This window comes from Pseudomonas sp. FP2309 (assembly GCF_030687575.1).
Lineage (GTDB): Bacteria > Pseudomonadota > Gammaproteobacteria > Pseudomonadales > Pseudomonadaceae > Aquipseudomonas.
The window spans coordinates 4,727,501-4,742,711 of record NZ_CP117439.1 but is presented as its reverse complement, the minus strand read 5'-3'; the positions used below and the strand labels follow the sequence as shown (position 1 = coordinate 4,742,711).

The 15,211-nt window shown below is 58.5% G+C and carries 15 protein-coding genes (1 of these 15 only partly in view); 12 read left to right on the top strand and 3 right to left on the bottom strand.

All coding sequences use genetic code 11. The features are described 5' to 3' along the window. Positions 1–21 precede the first annotated feature (21 nt). The 3 genes from PSH59_RS21815 to PSH59_RS21805 are packed head-to-tail and all read left to right on the top strand — an operon-like array spanning position 22 to position 2,701. Positions 22–900, top strand: coding sequence for a hemin ABC transporter substrate-binding protein (locus PSH59_RS21815; RefSeq protein ID WP_305393647.1), 879 nt, complete (start codon positions 22–24; stop codon positions 898–900). Continuing rightward, positions 897–1,934 carry an iron ABC transporter permease gene (locus PSH59_RS21810; protein WP_305393646.1) on the top strand — a complete coding sequence of 346 codons (1,038 nt, stop codon included), beginning with the start codon at positions 897–899 and terminating at the stop codon, positions 1,932–1,934. Before PSH59_RS21815 ends, PSH59_RS21810 begins: the two co-directional genes overlap by 4 nt. Beyond that, on the top strand, positions 1,934–2,701 hold the full coding sequence (locus tag PSH59_RS21805; protein ID WP_305393645.1) for a heme ABC transporter ATP-binding protein: 768 nt from the start codon (positions 1,934–1,936) through the stop codon (positions 2,699–2,701). Before PSH59_RS21810 ends, PSH59_RS21805 begins: the two co-directional genes overlap by 1 nt. Before the next feature lie 243 nt (positions 2,702–2,944). Here the strand turns inward: PSH59_RS21805 and PSH59_RS21800 are convergent, their stop codons facing one another. From PSH59_RS21800 to PSH59_RS21790, 3 genes are all read right to left on the bottom strand, one after another. Further along, entirely contained in the window at positions 2,945–3,217 is a 273-nt protein-coding gene (locus tag PSH59_RS21800) for a TfoX/Sxy family protein (RefSeq protein ID WP_248078218.1), read from the bottom strand. 200 nt (positions 3,218–3,417) lie between these two features. Next, on the bottom strand, positions 3,418–3,762 hold the full coding sequence (locus PSH59_RS21795) for a pentapeptide repeat-containing protein (RefSeq protein WP_248078217.1): 345 nt from the start codon (positions 3,760–3,762) through the stop codon (positions 3,418–3,420). Between the two features lie 92 nt (positions 3,763–3,854). Beyond that, positions 3,855–5,411 carry a bifunctional aminoglycoside phosphotransferase/ATP-binding protein gene (locus PSH59_RS21790; RefSeq protein ID WP_305393644.1) on the bottom strand — a complete coding sequence of 519 codons (1,557 nt, stop codon included), beginning with the start codon at positions 5,409–5,411 and terminating at the stop codon, positions 3,855–3,857. A gap of 118 nt (positions 5,412–5,529) precedes the next feature. Between PSH59_RS21790 and mrcB the strand changes: the two genes are divergently transcribed. The 9 genes from mrcB to msrQ all read left to right on the top strand — a co-directional run. Continuing rightward, positions 5,530–7,854, top strand: a complete 2,325-nt coding sequence (gene mrcB / locus PSH59_RS21785; RefSeq protein WP_305393643.1) for a penicillin-binding protein 1B — start codon at positions 5,530–5,532, stop codon at positions 7,852–7,854. 16 nt (positions 7,855–7,870) lie between these two features. Continuing rightward, positions 7,871–8,605: a M48 family metallopeptidase gene (locus PSH59_RS21780; protein ID WP_248078214.1), complete on the top strand. Its 735-nt coding sequence runs from the start codon at positions 7,871–7,873 to the stop codon at positions 8,603–8,605. Then, positions 8,605–8,934, top strand: a complete 330-nt coding sequence (locus PSH59_RS21775; protein ID WP_248078213.1) for a YqcC family protein — start codon at positions 8,605–8,607, stop codon at positions 8,932–8,934. Before PSH59_RS21780 ends, PSH59_RS21775 begins: the two co-directional genes overlap by 1 nt. Positions 8,935–9,365: 431 nt before the next feature. After that, entirely contained in the window at positions 9,366–11,090 is a 1,725-nt protein-coding gene (locus PSH59_RS21770; protein WP_248078212.1) for an acetolactate synthase 3 large subunit, read from the top strand. A 2-nt stretch (positions 11,091–11,092) separates the two neighbouring features. Further along, positions 11,093–11,584, top strand: coding sequence for an acetolactate synthase small subunit (gene ilvN / locus PSH59_RS21765; RefSeq protein ID WP_003176102.1), 492 nt, complete (start codon positions 11,093–11,095; stop codon positions 11,582–11,584). A gap of 47 nt (positions 11,585–11,631) precedes the next feature. After that, the gene (gene ilvC, locus PSH59_RS21760; protein WP_007948647.1) at positions 11,632–12,648 is read left to right on the top strand and encodes a ketol-acid reductoisomerase; all 1,017 of its coding nucleotides are present in this window, start codon (positions 11,632–11,634) and stop codon (positions 12,646–12,648) included. Positions 12,649–12,792: 144 nt separating this feature from the next. Further along, complete coding sequence (gene pssA, locus PSH59_RS21755; RefSeq protein ID WP_305393642.1) at positions 12,793–13,650, top strand: CDP-diacylglycerol--serine O-phosphatidyltransferase; 858 nt, start codon at positions 12,793–12,795, stop codon at positions 13,648–13,650. Positions 13,651–13,713: 63 nt separating this feature from the next. Further along, positions 13,714–14,727 carry a protein-methionine-sulfoxide reductase catalytic subunit MsrP gene (gene msrP / locus PSH59_RS21750; protein ID WP_248078210.1) on the top strand — a complete coding sequence of 338 codons (1,014 nt, stop codon included), beginning with the start codon at positions 13,714–13,716 and terminating at the stop codon, positions 14,725–14,727. After that, a protein-coding gene (msrQ, locus tag PSH59_RS21745) for a protein-methionine-sulfoxide reductase heme-binding subunit MsrQ (RefSeq protein ID WP_248078208.1) crosses the window boundary here: on the top strand, positions 14,727–15,211 show its 5' portion. It continues 136 nt past the right edge of the window; the window shows 485 of its 621 coding nt (coding positions 1–485); the start codon lies at positions 14,727–14,729; its stop codon lies off the right edge, out of view. The genes msrP and msrQ overlap by 1 nt, the downstream gene beginning before the upstream one ends.

Below are 15,211 nucleotides of genomic sequence, written 5' to 3'. Positions count from 1 at the left end.
CCTCTGGAAGGAAACCCTGTTATGCGCCTGAGTACCAGCGCTATTGCGCTTGTTGTCGGACTACTGGTCAACCACGGGGCGCTGGCCTCTGAACTGCCGCAACGCTGGGTCAGTGCCGGCGGGGCGCTCTCGGAATGGGTTGCGGCGTTGGGCGGCGAACCGAAGTTGGTCGGCGTGGATACCACCAGTCAGCATCCTGAATCGCTCAAGGCGTTGCCCAGCATTGGTTATCAGCGCCAATTATCGGCTGAAGGCATTCTCAGCCTGCGCCCACAGGTGCTGGTGGGGACCGAAGAGATGGGGCCACCGCCGGTGCTGGCGCAGATCCGCAGTGCGGGGGTGCAGGTTGAGATGTTTTCGGCGCAGCCGGATTTAGCGACGTTGAAGGGCAATCTTCAGCACTTGGGCAAATTGTTGGGTGATGAGACCAAAGCCAGCCAATTGTTTGCCGGATATGAACAGGCGCTTGACCAGCAGAAAAACCTGGTAACCAGGGCTCAGGTCACGCAAACGGCCCCTGGCGTATTGCTCCTGATCGGCCATGCTGGCGGCAAACCGCTGATCGCCGGTAAAGACACTGCAGGCGATTGGGTGTTGCAGCAGGCTGGCGGGAAAAACCTTGCCACCCATAGTGGTTACAAGCCGTTTTCCGTGGAGTCGCTGGCAGGGTTGCGCCCGGATGTTTTAGTGTTTGCCGACCGTGCCCTTACGGGGGACGCGGCGCGCGCGGCGTTGTTCAGAGAGAACCCTATCCTGGCATCCACACCCGCTGCGAAAAATGGGCGCGTGTTTGAATTGGACCCAACCCTGCTGGTGGGCGGGCTTGGACCACGGCTGCCGCAAGGCCTGGCCAGGCTGTCCGCTGGCTTTTACCCCTCCCAGACTAAAGCCGCCCCATGACTACTCTGGTTAAACCGAAAACGCTGTTTATAGGGTTGGCACTGCTGTGTGTCCTGGCAGTCTGGCTCTCGTTGGCACTGGGGCCGGTGAGCTTGCCGTTGCTAGACACGCTTAAGGCGGCCTTGCGTCTGGTTGGCGTGCCGATTGAGGCGCAGGGGCTGGAACAGGCTGAGCTGATTCTGGGGCAGATTCGTTTGCCACGGACCTTGTTGGGGCTGGCGGTGGGCGGCGTGTTGGCATTGTCTGGGGTGGCGATGCAGGGGCTGTTTCGCAACCCGCTGGCCGATCCGGGGTTGGTGGGGGTTTCCAGTGGTGCCGCGCTGGGGGCGGCCATCGCAATTGTTGGTGGTTCGTTTTTTGGCGGCCTGCCGGATGCGCTCGGGCCGTACTTGCTGTCGCTGTGTGCGTTCCTCGGCGGGTTGGGGGTGACGGCGCTGGTCTATCGCCTGGGACGGCGTAACGGCCAGACTAATGTGGCGACGATGCTGCTCGCCGGTATTGCCCTTACGGCGTTGGCCAGTTCGACGGTGGGCCTGTTTACCTACCTGGCCGATGACGCCACGTTGCGTACCCTCACGTTCTGGAACCTGGGCAGTCTCAACGGCGCCAGTTATTCGCGGCTGTGGCCGTTGTTGTTGGTCAGTGCGGCTGTCGCGCTGTGGTTGCCGCGACGGGCCAAGGCGTTGAATGCGCTATTGCTCGGTGAGTCCGAGGCCAGTCATCTTGGGATTGACGTCGAGGGGCTCAAGCGCGAATTGGTGTTCTGCACGGCCCTGGGGGTAGGTGCCGCGGTGGCGGCGGCAGGCATGATTGGCTTTGTCGGGTTGGTCGTGCCGCATTTGGTGCGATTGCTGGCGGGGCCTGATCACCGTGTCTTGTTGCCGGCTTCGGTATTGGCTGGCGCGAGCTTGCTGCTGTTAGCCGATTTGGTCGCTCGCCTGGCCTTGGCGCCGGCGGAATTGCCGATCGGCATAGTCACTGCGTTTATTGGCGCGCCATTTTTCCTCTATCTATTGCTGCGAGGGCGCGCCTGATGCTGCGAGTGGAAGCGTTGCAGATCCGTCGTGCAGGCAAAACCGTATTGACGGATGTGACCCTGGACCTGCTGCCGGGCGAAGTGCTGGGCGTATTGGGGCCCAATGGCGCGGGCAAAAGTACCTTGCTCAGTGCGCTGTGCGGGGAGTTGTCGCCTGACCAGGGCAAGGTCTGGCTGGGCCAGCAGGAATTGAAGACTTTGAGCGGCGCGCAACGCGCCCAGCGCCTGGCAGTCTTACCCCAGAGCTCAACCCTGGATTTCGCTTTCCGGGTCGAGGAGGTTGTAGGCATGGGGCGTTTGCCCCATCAGACCGGTCGAGTACGTGATGAGGATATTATCCGCGCGGCACTGCATGCGGCAGATGTGGGGCACCTGAGCAGTCGCAGTTACCTGGCGTTGTCGGGCGGGGAGCGTCAACGGGTGCACCTGGCTCGTGTATTGGCGCAATTATGGCCGGGCGAGGCGGGGCAGACGTTGCTGCTGGATGAGCCGACATCGATGCTTGATCCGTTGCATCAGCATACGACCCTGCAGGCGATCCGCAGTTTTGCCGATCGTGGCGCTGCGGTGCTGGTAATCCTGCATGACCTGAACCTGGCCGCGCGTTACTGTGATCGTATCCTTTTGCTGGACGGCGGACGCCCGCATGCCCTGGACACACCGGCACAGGTGCTGCGACCCGAGCCGCTCAAGGCGGTGTTTGGTCTGGATGTGTTAGTGCAGCCGCATCCGGAGCGTGGTCATCCGTTGATCATCGCGCGCTGAGCCGAGCTTTTTACAGGCAAAAAAAGACCCGGCAAAAGCCGGGTCAAATAACCGTGATTAGCCTGATGAGGAGATAATCTGAGAGTCCGAACCAATGGTCTTTCAGTTATCGGCTGATCTCGCGACCAGTTGTGATAATCATAACGATTCTCATTTGAGGGTCAACATCTGTTTTGGCCTGCTTTTCTTTTTTTCTCAAACGAGCGTTCGAAACTTCTGTAAACGCTGGGTCTCGTGGCCGCACTAATTCTTTTGACGCGCGCCAATCGCGTCCAGTTGCCGGTTCAAAGCCTCCTTGCGTTCGGCAGGGATGTCGTTCCAATGCACATCCATCAGCGCGCCTTCGATGGCATACAGCAAAACTTTCGAGGCCCGGAAGCCGCGAGTCCTTACGGCTCGATAGGCGTCGACCGCTCCCAGGCGACGCAAGTCCGACGCACTGTGGATGCCCACCGCATGCAGCCATTGCGCCGACGTCTTCCCGAGGTTCTTAAGGTTTTGCAGCTCATCGTTCATCAAGCCTCCTTGCGATGGCCAAATGGTGCGGTGGGTATCGTGACCAGGTAAGCCTGAACAAGAGTGTAGCGCTCAGTAGGAAAAGCGTGATTCTTTGGTCTGAAACGGCCAAAAGCTTCTAAGAGTGGCGCGGGCGTTTGCCGGCTGGCAGGCGTGAAGCGCCCGCTACGCGTTGCGCGTAGGGGGCCTGGGTAGAAGTTTTACTTGGTGCGGTAGCGCAGGCGGGTGCCGAAATTAACCGACATGAGAATCTCATCGGCGGTCAATTCAGGTGAGAAGTAGGTGCCCGAGATCTGTGCATGTGCCAGGCTGGCACCCTCCAGCGAACAGCCACGCAAATCCAGGCCACGCAAATCGGCGGAGCGGAAGTATGCATCGGTGAAATCCACGCCGGTTGCGTTAAGGTCGCGCAAGTCCAACCCACGGAAGTCGCCACCGCGCATGTCGATGACGCCGTCTTTCGGGCGTTCCTGATTGAAGCCTCGAATATCATCGTTGTGCAGGAGCGCGTAGAGCGGTGTATCAAGAAGCTTGGGCTGACTCATGAAGGCAACTCCTGTTGGATTTATGGCGCCATTATAATGCCACTATTTCTGGGTCGTGTGCCCAAGTAGACTACACGACCAAGAAATATTTCTTACAGACCGGGCAGGCGTTGGCGAATTTGTGCGACCAGGGCATCAAGTGTGCCGCTTTGATTGGTCTCGACACGCTTGCTCAGCAACAACTCTTCAGCCGTCAGTGGGTCACGATTGGCCTGCTGTTCTTCGATAACCGTCAGCGTCGCGTCGGACGGATCGTTTTTATCCGCCTGACGTTGCGCCAGCCAACTGCTGATGACCGCTTGTGGCGCATTGCAATCCAGAATCAGGAACGGTGCACCGGTGGCCTCGGCAATCCTGGCGGCAGCGTCGCGCTGCTCACGTTTAAGGAAGGTAGCATCCAGCACCACCGGAAAACCGGCGCGTAATACGGTATCGGCGATTTCATTTAGGCGGTCGTAGGTAGTGGCGCTCGCATCTGCAGCGTAAATACCGGCTTGCGGGGTATTTTCCACCTGTTGCTCGCCGAACAGGCGCTTGCGTTCCACGTCCGAACGCAGGCGTACGGCGCCCAGCGCCTCGACCAAACGCATTGCGACGTGGCTTTTGCCCACGGCTGACACACCGTGGGTAATCGCCAGGAAGCGCGACGGAATGGTGCTGTAGCTCTCTGCCAGGTTGGCGTAGTTGCGGTACTGGCGCAGGGTCGTGGCGCGTTGCACCGGGCTTGCTTCGCTTGGCATGCTGAACAGCGACACCTTGGCGCGTACCAGTGCGCGATAGGCTTTATAGAAATTCAGTACTTCAAGGCCTTGATAGTCACCCGTCAGTTCCAGGTACTGGCTGATAAAGCGGCGGGCCAGGGACTTGAGGCCGCGGTCTTCCAGGTCCATGGCGAGGAAAGCGGTGTCTGCGTACACATCGGTGAAGCGAAACGGTTCGTTGAATTCGATGCAGTCGAAGATCACCACATGGCCATCGATCAGGGTGGCGTTACCCAAGTGGATGTCACCGTGGCATTCGCGGGTGAAGCCGTCGACCTTACGCTGCGCCAGCAACGGTTTGAGACGTTCGAAGCTGCTTTCGGCCCAGGCTTGCAGGGCTTCGAGCTGGGCCAGGTCGGCTTTATCGCTGAGGAATGGGCGGATCTGATCGAAGTTCTGCCGTACCGGCGCCATCACCTCGTCGGGGGTACCGGCCGGGTGGTCTTGCGGGACCTTGGGGGCGGCAAGGTGGAAGTGTGCAATCTGCTTGGCCATCTCGTCGATGTGCGCACTGGTCAGTTCGCCGTTGGCTTGCAAGGTGCTGAGCAGTTGGCTTTGCGGGAACTGCCGCATCTTCAATGCGTATTCGATCACCGGGCCTTCGCCGCCCAGTTGCGGTGCTTCAGCGGTGCCGGTGATCGGCAACACTTCCAGATACAAGTCGCTGGTCAGACGCTGGTTCAGGCGCAGTTCTTCGTTGCAGAAATGGCCACGCTTTTCCAGGTCGGTGAAGTCCAAAAAGCCGAAGTTAATCGGTTTTTTCAGTTTGTAGGCATAGGGACCGGTCAGGACGACCCATGAAATATGGGTCTCAATGACCTGGAACGCCTCGACTGGATGCGGGTACAAGGCCGGGTTTTGCAGGGCTGCGATCAGTGACTGGCTCACGGGCGATCCTTCAGAGTCTGGGGAAAATCATGGCGGGCATTATGGCCGCTAAGGGCGGTCGTGCAAACCGCTGTCCGGCTCATGTTGATCAGCAATAAAGTGCGTATAATCCGCCGCCATGACTCGAACCCGATCTCCCCGTTCCCGTAAAAAACCTCCTTCCCGCGGCCTGCGCCCATGGCTTGGCTGGGCGCTCAAACTCGGCCTTGTGGGCCTTGTGGTGCTCGCCGGCTTCGCGGTGTACCTCGACGCTGTGGTCCAGGAGAAATTCTCCGGCAAGCGCTGGACCATTCCAGCGAAGGTGTATGCACGCCCGCTGGAGCTGTTCACCGGCCAGAAGCTGAGCAAGGATGACTTCCTCACCGAGCTCGATGCCCTGGGCTACCGCCGCGAACCCGTGAGCAACGGGCCGGGGGCGGCCGCGGTCAGCGGTAATACCGTCGACTTGAACACACGCGGCTTCCAGTTCTACGAAGGCCTGGAAAAGGCCCAGCCTGTGCGCGTGCGCTTCTCTGGCGACTATGTGGCCGAGTTGTCCTCGCTCAACGGTTCGAAGCTGCCGGTGGTGCGTCTTGAGCCTCTGATGATCGGCGGGATTTACCCGAAAAACCTGGAAGATCGCATCCTGATCAAGCTCGATCAGGTGCCGCCATACCTGCTGGAAACGCTGGTTGCCGTTGAAGACCGCGATTTTTACCATCATTGGGGCGTCTCGCCGAAGTCGATCGCCCGCGCGGTATGGGTGAATACTTCCGGCGGCAAGATGACCCAGGGCGGCAGTACGCTGACCCAGCAGTTGGTCAAGAACTTCTACCTGACCAACGAGCGCAGCCTGACCCGTAAGCTCACCGAAGCGATGATGGCGATGCTGCTTGAGCTGCATTACAGCAAGCAGGAAATCCTCGAGGCGTACCTCAACGAGGTATTCGTCGGCCAGGATGGCCAGCGCGCGGTGCACGGTTTCGGTCTGGCCAGCCAGTTCTTCTTCGGTCAGCCGCTGTCCGAATTGAAGTTGCACCAGGTGGCCTTGTTGGTGGGCATGGTCAAGGGACCGTCCTATTACAACCCGCGTCGTAATCCTGAGCGTGCGCTCGAGCGCCGTAACCTGGTACTCGACGTGCTTGAGCAGCAGGGCGTGGCCACGGCCGAACAAGTCGAAGCTGCGAAGAAGATGCCACTGGGTGTGACCACGCGCGGCAAGCTGGCGGACAGTTCCTTCCCAGGCTTTATCGACCTAGTAAAACGCCAGTTGCGTGAAGACTATCGCGACGAAGACTTGACCGAGGAAGGCCTGCGGATCTTCACCAGTTTTGACCCGATTCTGCAGATGAAAGCAGAAGCGTCTGTCAATGACACCTTCAAGCGTCTGGCCGGCCGTAAGGGCTCGGACGAAGTAGAAGCTGCAATGGTGGTGACCAACCCGGAAACCGGTGAAGTCCAGGCCATGATCGGCAGTCGCCAGGCCAGTTTTGCCGGCTTCAACCGCGCGTTGGATGCCGTGCGGCCGATTGGCTCGCTGGTTAAGCCAGCGGTGTACCTGACGGCATTGGAAAAACCGAGTAAATACACCCTGACCAGTTGGCTGTCGGATGACCCGCTATCGGTCAAGGGCGGCGACGGCCAGGTGTGGACACCGCAGAACTTCGATCGACGCTCCCACGGTACGGTGTTCCTGTACCAAGGGCTGGCGCACTCCTACAACATCTCCACCTCGCGGCTCGGCCTCGAAGTGGGCGTGCCGAATGTGCTCAAGACGCTGGCGCGACTGGGCATTACTCGCGAGTTCCCGGCGTTTCCGTCGATCCTGCTGGGCGCCGGCGCGATGACGCCAATGGAAGTGGCGACCATGTACCAGACACTCGCCAACGGTGGCTTCAATACACCTATGCGTGGGATTCGCAGCGTACTGACCGCCGAAGGTGAACCGCTCAAGCGTTACCCGTTCCAGATTCAGCAGCGTTTCGATGCGGGCTCCATCTACCTCATCCAGAACGCCATGCAGCGCGTGATGCGTGAGGGCACCGGTAGCTCTGTCTATAAAGTGCTGCCTTCCAACCTGACGTTGGCGGGTAAGACCGGTACGAGTAATGACTCGCGTGACAGTTGGTTCGCGGGTTTCGGTCAGGATGTGTTGGCGGTGGTCTGGCTGGGCCGTGACGACAATGGCAAGACGCCCTTTACCGGCGCCACCGGTGCGTTGCAGGTCTGGACCAGTTTCATGCGCAAGGCCGACCCGCTGCCGCTGAACATGCCGCAGCCGGATAACATCGTGCAGGCCTGGATTGATCCTCACACCGGGCAGGGCTCCGATGCCAACTGTCCGGGGGCGGTACAGATGCCGTATATTCGCGGCAGCGAACCACCACCCGGTGCGGCGTGCAGTGGCGGTGCCCCTGCTGACGCGGAATCGGTGATGGACTGGGTCAAGGGCTGGATGAATTAAGCAAAGAGGGTTTCAAGTGAACAAGTGGTGTATTCCAGCGATTACCGTTCTGGCTTTGCTCAGCGGTTGCTCCAGTGTGCAACGCGGCTCGATTCCGGTTGTGGATTCGAGCACTGCCGTTTCCAATAATGACCGGATCTCGGCGAATGGCGGTTTCCGTCAAACCGTGACCAACCGTCCGGCGCAGGCCAAACCTCAGGCCATGCCACAGGATTCGGGTGTGGTGGTGATGGTGCCGGGCGGCGGTGCTGCCACGTCCGCGCCGATCAGTGCCGAGCCTTGGACGCCAGGGCCGAGCACCTCGGGTCCGATCGACGCTGCACCGATTCAGACCGCGCCGGTCACCCAGAGCACCTACAACATGCCGTCGACGCCGAGCGGCATCCCTTCGTCCGCCAATACCGGTGGCCTGTCGGCTGATGAGCAGTTGGATGGCCCGGTGCTGGCGTTGTTGACCACTGCCCAGCAGCAACAGGCGGGTGGCGACTTGAATGGCGCGTCTTCCAGTCTCGAGCGCGCACAACGCGTTGCGCCTCGCGAGCCGCAAGTGCTCTACCGTCTGGCGCAGGTACGCATGGCCCAGGGCGATGCGCCGCAAGCCGAGCAGTTCGCCCGTCGTGGTCTCTCGCTGGCTGGCGGTCGTCCGGACTTGCAGGCCAGCCTGTGGGCATTGATCGGTGACGCGCGTGCGGCACAAGGTGATGCCGCCGGCGCTGCCCAGGCTCGTCAGAAAGCCAAGGTTAACCTCTGATGGATGCACGCTTTCCGGCGATTGCCGAACAGTTGTTGCTGATTGAACGTGAATTACGCGTGCAGGGCTGGTGGGACGAGGTGCCTCCCAGTATTGAAGCGCTCAGCAGTGTTGAACCGTTTTCGGTGGATACCCTGGATTTTCATCAGTGGCTGCAGTGGATCTTCCTGGCGCGAATGAAGCAGATCCTCGAACAGGATCTGCCGTTGCCCAATGCGTCGGGGATTCTGGAGATGGCCGAGATGGTCTACGCCGACCGGCCGCGTGAGAGCCTCGGCTTGCGCAATGCGCTGAAAAAGTTCGACCAATTGATCGTCGACGCTCGTTAATTGCCTGACTGTCGGGTTTTCCGGCAGTCTTGCGCATATTTCTACCGCTTGACGACATTCAGGCGAGTTTTATCCCTCCTCAAAGCCCTTTCTTCTACGTTCTCATGCGCTTAGTTGGAAAAAAGCGCAATTATTGCTTGACTTGAACGGCGTGAAACAGAAGAATCCAAAGTCCGCTGTATCGGGACTGCCAGAAGCAGGCCCGCTCAGCAGATCATGAGGCGCACATCCGCGCCGACCTGTTACACCCGCAACGCGTTACCTCGCGCTGGGTGGGAAAAGCCCGCAACACTTGGGACGATCCCAATACTTGCTCAGTCAGTGCTGACGTAGTCGGCGACCACCGTCGCTCATGCTCTGTTGGGAAGTAAACCTATTAAGACCCGTCGGTTTTCAACGGACGGTATTCTGGCGTTTTAGAGGTGAACAACGTGGAGCTTTTATCTGGTGGTGAGATGCTCGTCCGCTTTTTGCGTGACGAAGGCGTCGACTATATCTACGGGTACCCAGGTGGTGCTCTGCTGCATGTTTACGACGCACTGTTCAAGGAACCGGCTGTTACCCACATCCTGGTTCGCCACGAACAGGCCGCAACCCATATGGCTGACGGTTACGCCCGTGCCACCGGTAAAGCCGGTGTGGTACTGGTGACGTCCGGCCCGGGCGCAACCAATGCCATTACCGGCATCGCGACTGCCTATATGGACTCCATCCCGATGGTGATCATTTCTGGCCAGGTGCCCAGCACCATGGTCGGTACCGATGCGTTTCAGGAAACCGATATGATCGGTATTTCCCGGCCGATCGTGAAACACAGCTTCATGATCAAGCACGCGTCGGAAATCCCGGAAGTCATGAAAAAGGCGTTCTACCTCGCTCAGTCCGGTCGTCCGGGCCCTGTCGTGGTCGATATCCCGAAAGACATGACCAACCCGGCAGAGAAATTCGAGTACGTCTTCCCCAAGAAAGCCAAGCTGCGTTCCTACAGCCCGGCTGTTCGCGGTCACTCGGGGCAAATCCGCAAGGCGGCAGAAATGCTTCTGGCGGCCAAGCGTCCAGTGCTGTACTCCGGCGGCGGCGTGATTTTGGGTGGCGGCTCCGCACCGCTGACCGAACTGGCCAAGATGCTTAACCTGCCGGTTACCAATACCTTGATGGGGCTGGGCGCGTTCCCGGGTTCGGACCGTCAGTTCGTCGGCATGCTCGGAATGCACGGCAGCTACACCGCCAACCTGACCATGCACCACGCTGACGTGATCCTGGCCGTAGGCGCGCGGTTCGACGACCGTGTGATCAACGGTGCGAGCAAATTTTGCCCGAATGCCAAGATCATCCACATCGACATCGACCCGGCCTCCATCTCCAAGACCATCAAGGCCGACGTGCCGATTGTCGGGCCTGTCGAGAGCGTATTGACCGAAATGGTCGCTGCGCTCAAGGACATCGGCGAGACGCCAAACAAAGAAGCGGTTGCCAGTTGGTGGAAGCAGATCGACGAATGGCGCGGTGACCGCGGCCTGTTCCCGTACGACAAGGGCGACGGCAGCATTATCAAGCCACAAACCGTGATCGAGACCCTGTGCGAAGTGACCAAGGGCGATGCCTTTGTCACATCCGATGTGGGGCAGCACCAGATGTTCGCCGCGCAGTACTACAAGTTCGACAAGCCTAACCGCTGGATCAACTCCGGTGGCCTGGGCACGATGGGCTTTGGTTTTCCTGCGGCAATGGGGGTGAAGCTGAGCTTCCCGGATAACGACGTTGCGTGCGTCACCGGTGAGGGCAGTATCCAGATGAACATCCAGGAACTGTCGACGTGCCTGCAGTACGGTCTGCCAGTAAAGATCGTCTGCTTGAACAACGGCGTGCTGGGCATGGTCCGCCAGTGGCAGGACATGAGCTACGGTAGCCGTCACTCCCACTCTTACATGGAGTCATTGCCGGATTTCATCAAGTTGGTTGAAGCCTATGGCCACGTTGGCATGCGCATCACCGATCTGAAAGATCTCAAGCCGAAGATGGAAGAAGCGTTTGCCATGAAGGACCGCCTGGTGTTCATCGATATTCAGGTGGATACCAGCGAGCACGTTTACCCGATGCAGATCAAAGACGGCTCTATGCGTGACATGTGGTTGAACAAGACGGAGCGTACTTAATCATGCGGCATATTATCTCCCTGCTTCTGGAGAACGAACCCGGCGCTCTGTCTCGTGTTGTCGGCCTGTTTTCGCAACGCAACTACAACATCGAAAGCCTGACCGTGGCTCCGACCGAGGACCCGACCCTGTCGCGCCTGACGTTGACCACCGTTGGTCACGATGAGGTGATCGAGCAGATCACCAAGAACCTCAACAAGCTGATCGAAGTGGTCAAGCTGGTCGATCTGTCGGAAAGTGCCCACATTGAGCGTGAGCTGATGCTGGTTAAAGTCAAGGCCACGGGTGCCCAACGTGCCGAGATCAAGCGGACTACCGACATCTATCGCGGGCAGATCGTCGATGTGAGCGCCAGCGTTTATACCGTGCAATTGACCGGTACAAGCGACAAGCTGGACAGCTTTATCCAATCGATCGGGACGGCCTCGATTCTGGAAACCGTCCGCAGTGGTGTCACCGGGATTGCCCGTGGCGACAAAGTACTCAGCATCTAACCCAAATTAGTGAATGGCCTTACGGCCTGGATATATAGAGGAACCTCATGAAAGTTTATTACGAAAAAGACTGTGACCTGTCGATCATCCAGGGCAAGAAAGTCGCCATCATCGGTTACGGTTCCCAAGGTCACGCGCAAGCCTGCAACCTGAAAGATTCCGGCGTTGACGTGACTGTCGGCCTGCGTAAAGGCTCGGCCACTGTTGCCAAGGCTGAGGCCCACGGCCTGAAAGTGACTGACGTTGCTTCCGCTGTGGCTGCTGCCGACCTGGTCATGATCCTGACCCCGGACGAGTTCCAGTCCGCGCTGTACAAGAACGAAATCGAGCCGAACATCAAGAAGGGTGCCACCCTGGCCTTCTCCCACGGCTTCGCGATTCACTACAACCAGGTTGTGCCGCGCGCTGACCTGGACGTGATCATGATCGCGCCAAAAGCGCCGGGTCACACCGTACGTTCCGAGTTCGTCAAAGGCGGCGGTATCCCTGACCTGATCGCGATCTACCAGGACGCATCCGGCAACGCCAAAAACGTTGCACTGTCCTACGCTGCCGGCGTGGGCGGCGGTCGTACCGGCATCATCGAAACCACCTTCAAGGACGAGACTGAAACCGACCTGTTCGGCGAGCAGGCTGTTCTGTGTGGCGGTACCGTTGAGCTGGTAAAAGCCGGTTTCGAAACCTTGGTTGAAGCTGGCTACGCGCCGGAAATGGCCTACTTCGAATGCCTGCACGAACTGAAGCTGATCGTTGACCTCATGTACGAAGGCGGTATCGCCAACATGAACTACTCGATCTCCAACAACGCCGAATACGGCGAGTACGTGACTGGCCCGGAAGTGATCAACGCCGAGTCCCGTCAGGCCATGCGCAACGCCCTGAAACGTATTCAGGACGGCGAATACGCCAAAATGTTCATCAGCGAAGGTGCCACCGGCTACCCTTCGATGACCGCCAAGCGTCGTAACAACGCCGCTCACGGTATCGAAATCATCGGCGAGCAACTGCGCTCGATGATGCCGTGGATCGGTGCCAACAAGATCGTCGACAAAGCCAAAAACTAAGTCGTACGTATCGAGAGAAAACGCGGCTTAGGCCGCGTTTTTTCGTTTGGGAAGCGGGTTCTGGTATAAAGCTGCATCGTTTGCGGGCGAACACTCGCCGCACGTATTTGTCGAATTTTTTCACACCGTTGCAAGGTAAAGTCCATGAGCGAACGTCCCGAAGAGCCAAACAAGGCTTTTGACGCCGAAAGCCTGCTACCGATCGATGAGCATGTCGAAGAAGGGCATGATGCTGAAGGCCGCAAGGTCCGGCATCGTGGTATCTATCTTCTGCCCAACCTGTTCACCACCGCGAACCTGTTTGCCGGCTTCTACTCCATCATCAATTCCATGAGTGCCCAGAGCGCGCTGGCGGCTGGTGATGCGGCGAGTGCCAGCAAGTATTTCGGTTTTGCGGCTATCGCCATTTTTGTGGCTATGGTGCTGGACGGCCTGGATGGTCGCGTGGCACGCATGACCAACACCCAAAGTGCGTTCGGTGCTGAGTACGACTCTTTGTCGGACATGGTTGCCTTCGGTGTCGCCCCGGCATTGCTGGCATTTGCCTGGGCGCTGGGGGACATGGGCAAGGTGGGGTGGATGGTTGCCTTCATCTATGTTGCCGGTGCCGCGTTGCGCCTGGCACGCTTTAATACCCAGGTAGGCACTGCTGATAAACGTTATTTTATCGGGTTGGCCAGTCCGGCGGCTGCCGGTGTAGTCGCGGGTATCGTCTGGGCGTTCAGTGATTACGGGATCCAGGGGTCGAAGATGTCGTTCCTGGTCGCCTTGATGGTTGCTGCAGCCGGGATGTTGATGGTCAGTAATATTAAGTACAACAGCTTCAAGGAGCTGGACCTCAAGGGGCGCGTACCTTTTGTTGCCATCCTTGTGGTGGTGTTGGTATTCGCGGTGGTCTTCAGCGATCCGCCGCGTATTCTGCTTTTGGCGTTCCTGGTCTATGCCGCATCGGGGCCGATTCAATACCTCTTGCATCTGCGCCGGGACAAAACGTTGCCTTAATGTAATTTCCCCCATACTCCGCAGTCTATTGGTGCATCAGTCCTCCAATGCTGCGGAGTTGCCATGTTAATCAAATCTCCTAAGGCGTCCGATTGCCATGAATCGGATGTCACCCCTGAATCTTTTTACCTTTCTCGCCGCAGCTTGCTCGGCGGTGCGCTTGCCGGTTTTGCAGCCGGTAGCCTGCCGCGTTGGGCCAGTGCTGACGAGGCGTCACGTTATGCTGATGTCGAGCCAGGCAAGGCACCCAATTGGTTTGCCGAGAAACTGCCGGCAACGAAATGGCAGGCGGTGACGGTCAAGGACGAAGCGATCACTCCGTTCAAGGATGCAACCCACTACAACAACTTCTACGAGTTCGGTACGGATAAGGGCGATCCCGCGAAAAATGCAGGATCACTCCAGACCGAGCCCTGGAGTGTGGTGATTGATGGTGAGGTTGCAAAGCCGGGGCGTTATGCCTTGGAAGACTTCATGAAACCCTACCAATTGGAAGAGCGGATCTATCGTTTGCGCTGTGTAGAAGCGTGGTCGATGGTTATCCCATGGATAGGCTTTCCGATCTCTGCCTTGCTCAAGCAGGTTGAGCCAACCTCCAAGGCCAAATACATCCGGTTTGAAACCCTTCAGGATCCCAAGAGCATGCCAGGGCAGCGCTCGAGTTTTGGCTTGATTGACTGGCCGTATGTAGAAGGGTTGCGCCTGGATGAAGCGATGAACCCGTTGGCGATTCTTGCGGTGGGTATGTATGGGCGGGAGCTGCCGAATCAGAACGGGGCGCCATTACGTCTGGTTGTGCCGTGGAAGTATGGTTTCAAGAGCGTGAAGTCGATCGTGCGCATCAGTCTTGTGAGTGAACAGCCGAAAACCACCTGGCAGAGCATTGCGGCCGATGAGTATGGGTTCTATGCAAATGTGAATCCCACGGTCGATCACCCCCGTTGGACTCAAGCACGTGAGCGGCGTCTGCCCAGTGGTCTGTTCAGTCCCAATGTCCGTGAGACACAGATGTTCAATGGCTACTCGGATGAGGTTGCTTCTTTATATGCCGGGCTTGATCTGCGGAAGAACTACTGATGCGTTATCCCATCTGGCGCATTGGCGTATTTATCGCCGCGGCGGTGTGGCCGTTGTTATGGCTATATGAGGCGTGGAGTTTTGCCCTGGGGCCGGATCCGGGCAAGGTGCTGGTTGATCGGCTCGGCTTGGGGACGCTGATTCTCTTGCTGATAACGCTGGGAATGACGCCGTTGCAAAAGCTGAGCGGGTGGGCCGGCTGGATCGCTGTGCGCCGGCAGCTCGGGCTATGGTGCTTCGCTTATGTGGTGCTGCATCTGGCGGCGTACTGCGTGTTTGTCCTGGGGCTGGATTGGTCGCAGTTGGGCGTTGAGTTGCGCAAGCGGCCTTACATTATCGTGGGGGCGTTGGGGTTTGTGCAGTTACTGGTGTTGGCGGTGACGTCCAATCGCTATAGCCAGCGTCGGTTGGGAGCTCGCTGGAAGAAATTGCATCGCTTGGTGTATGTGATTCTTGGGCTTGGTCTGCTGCATATGTTGTGGAT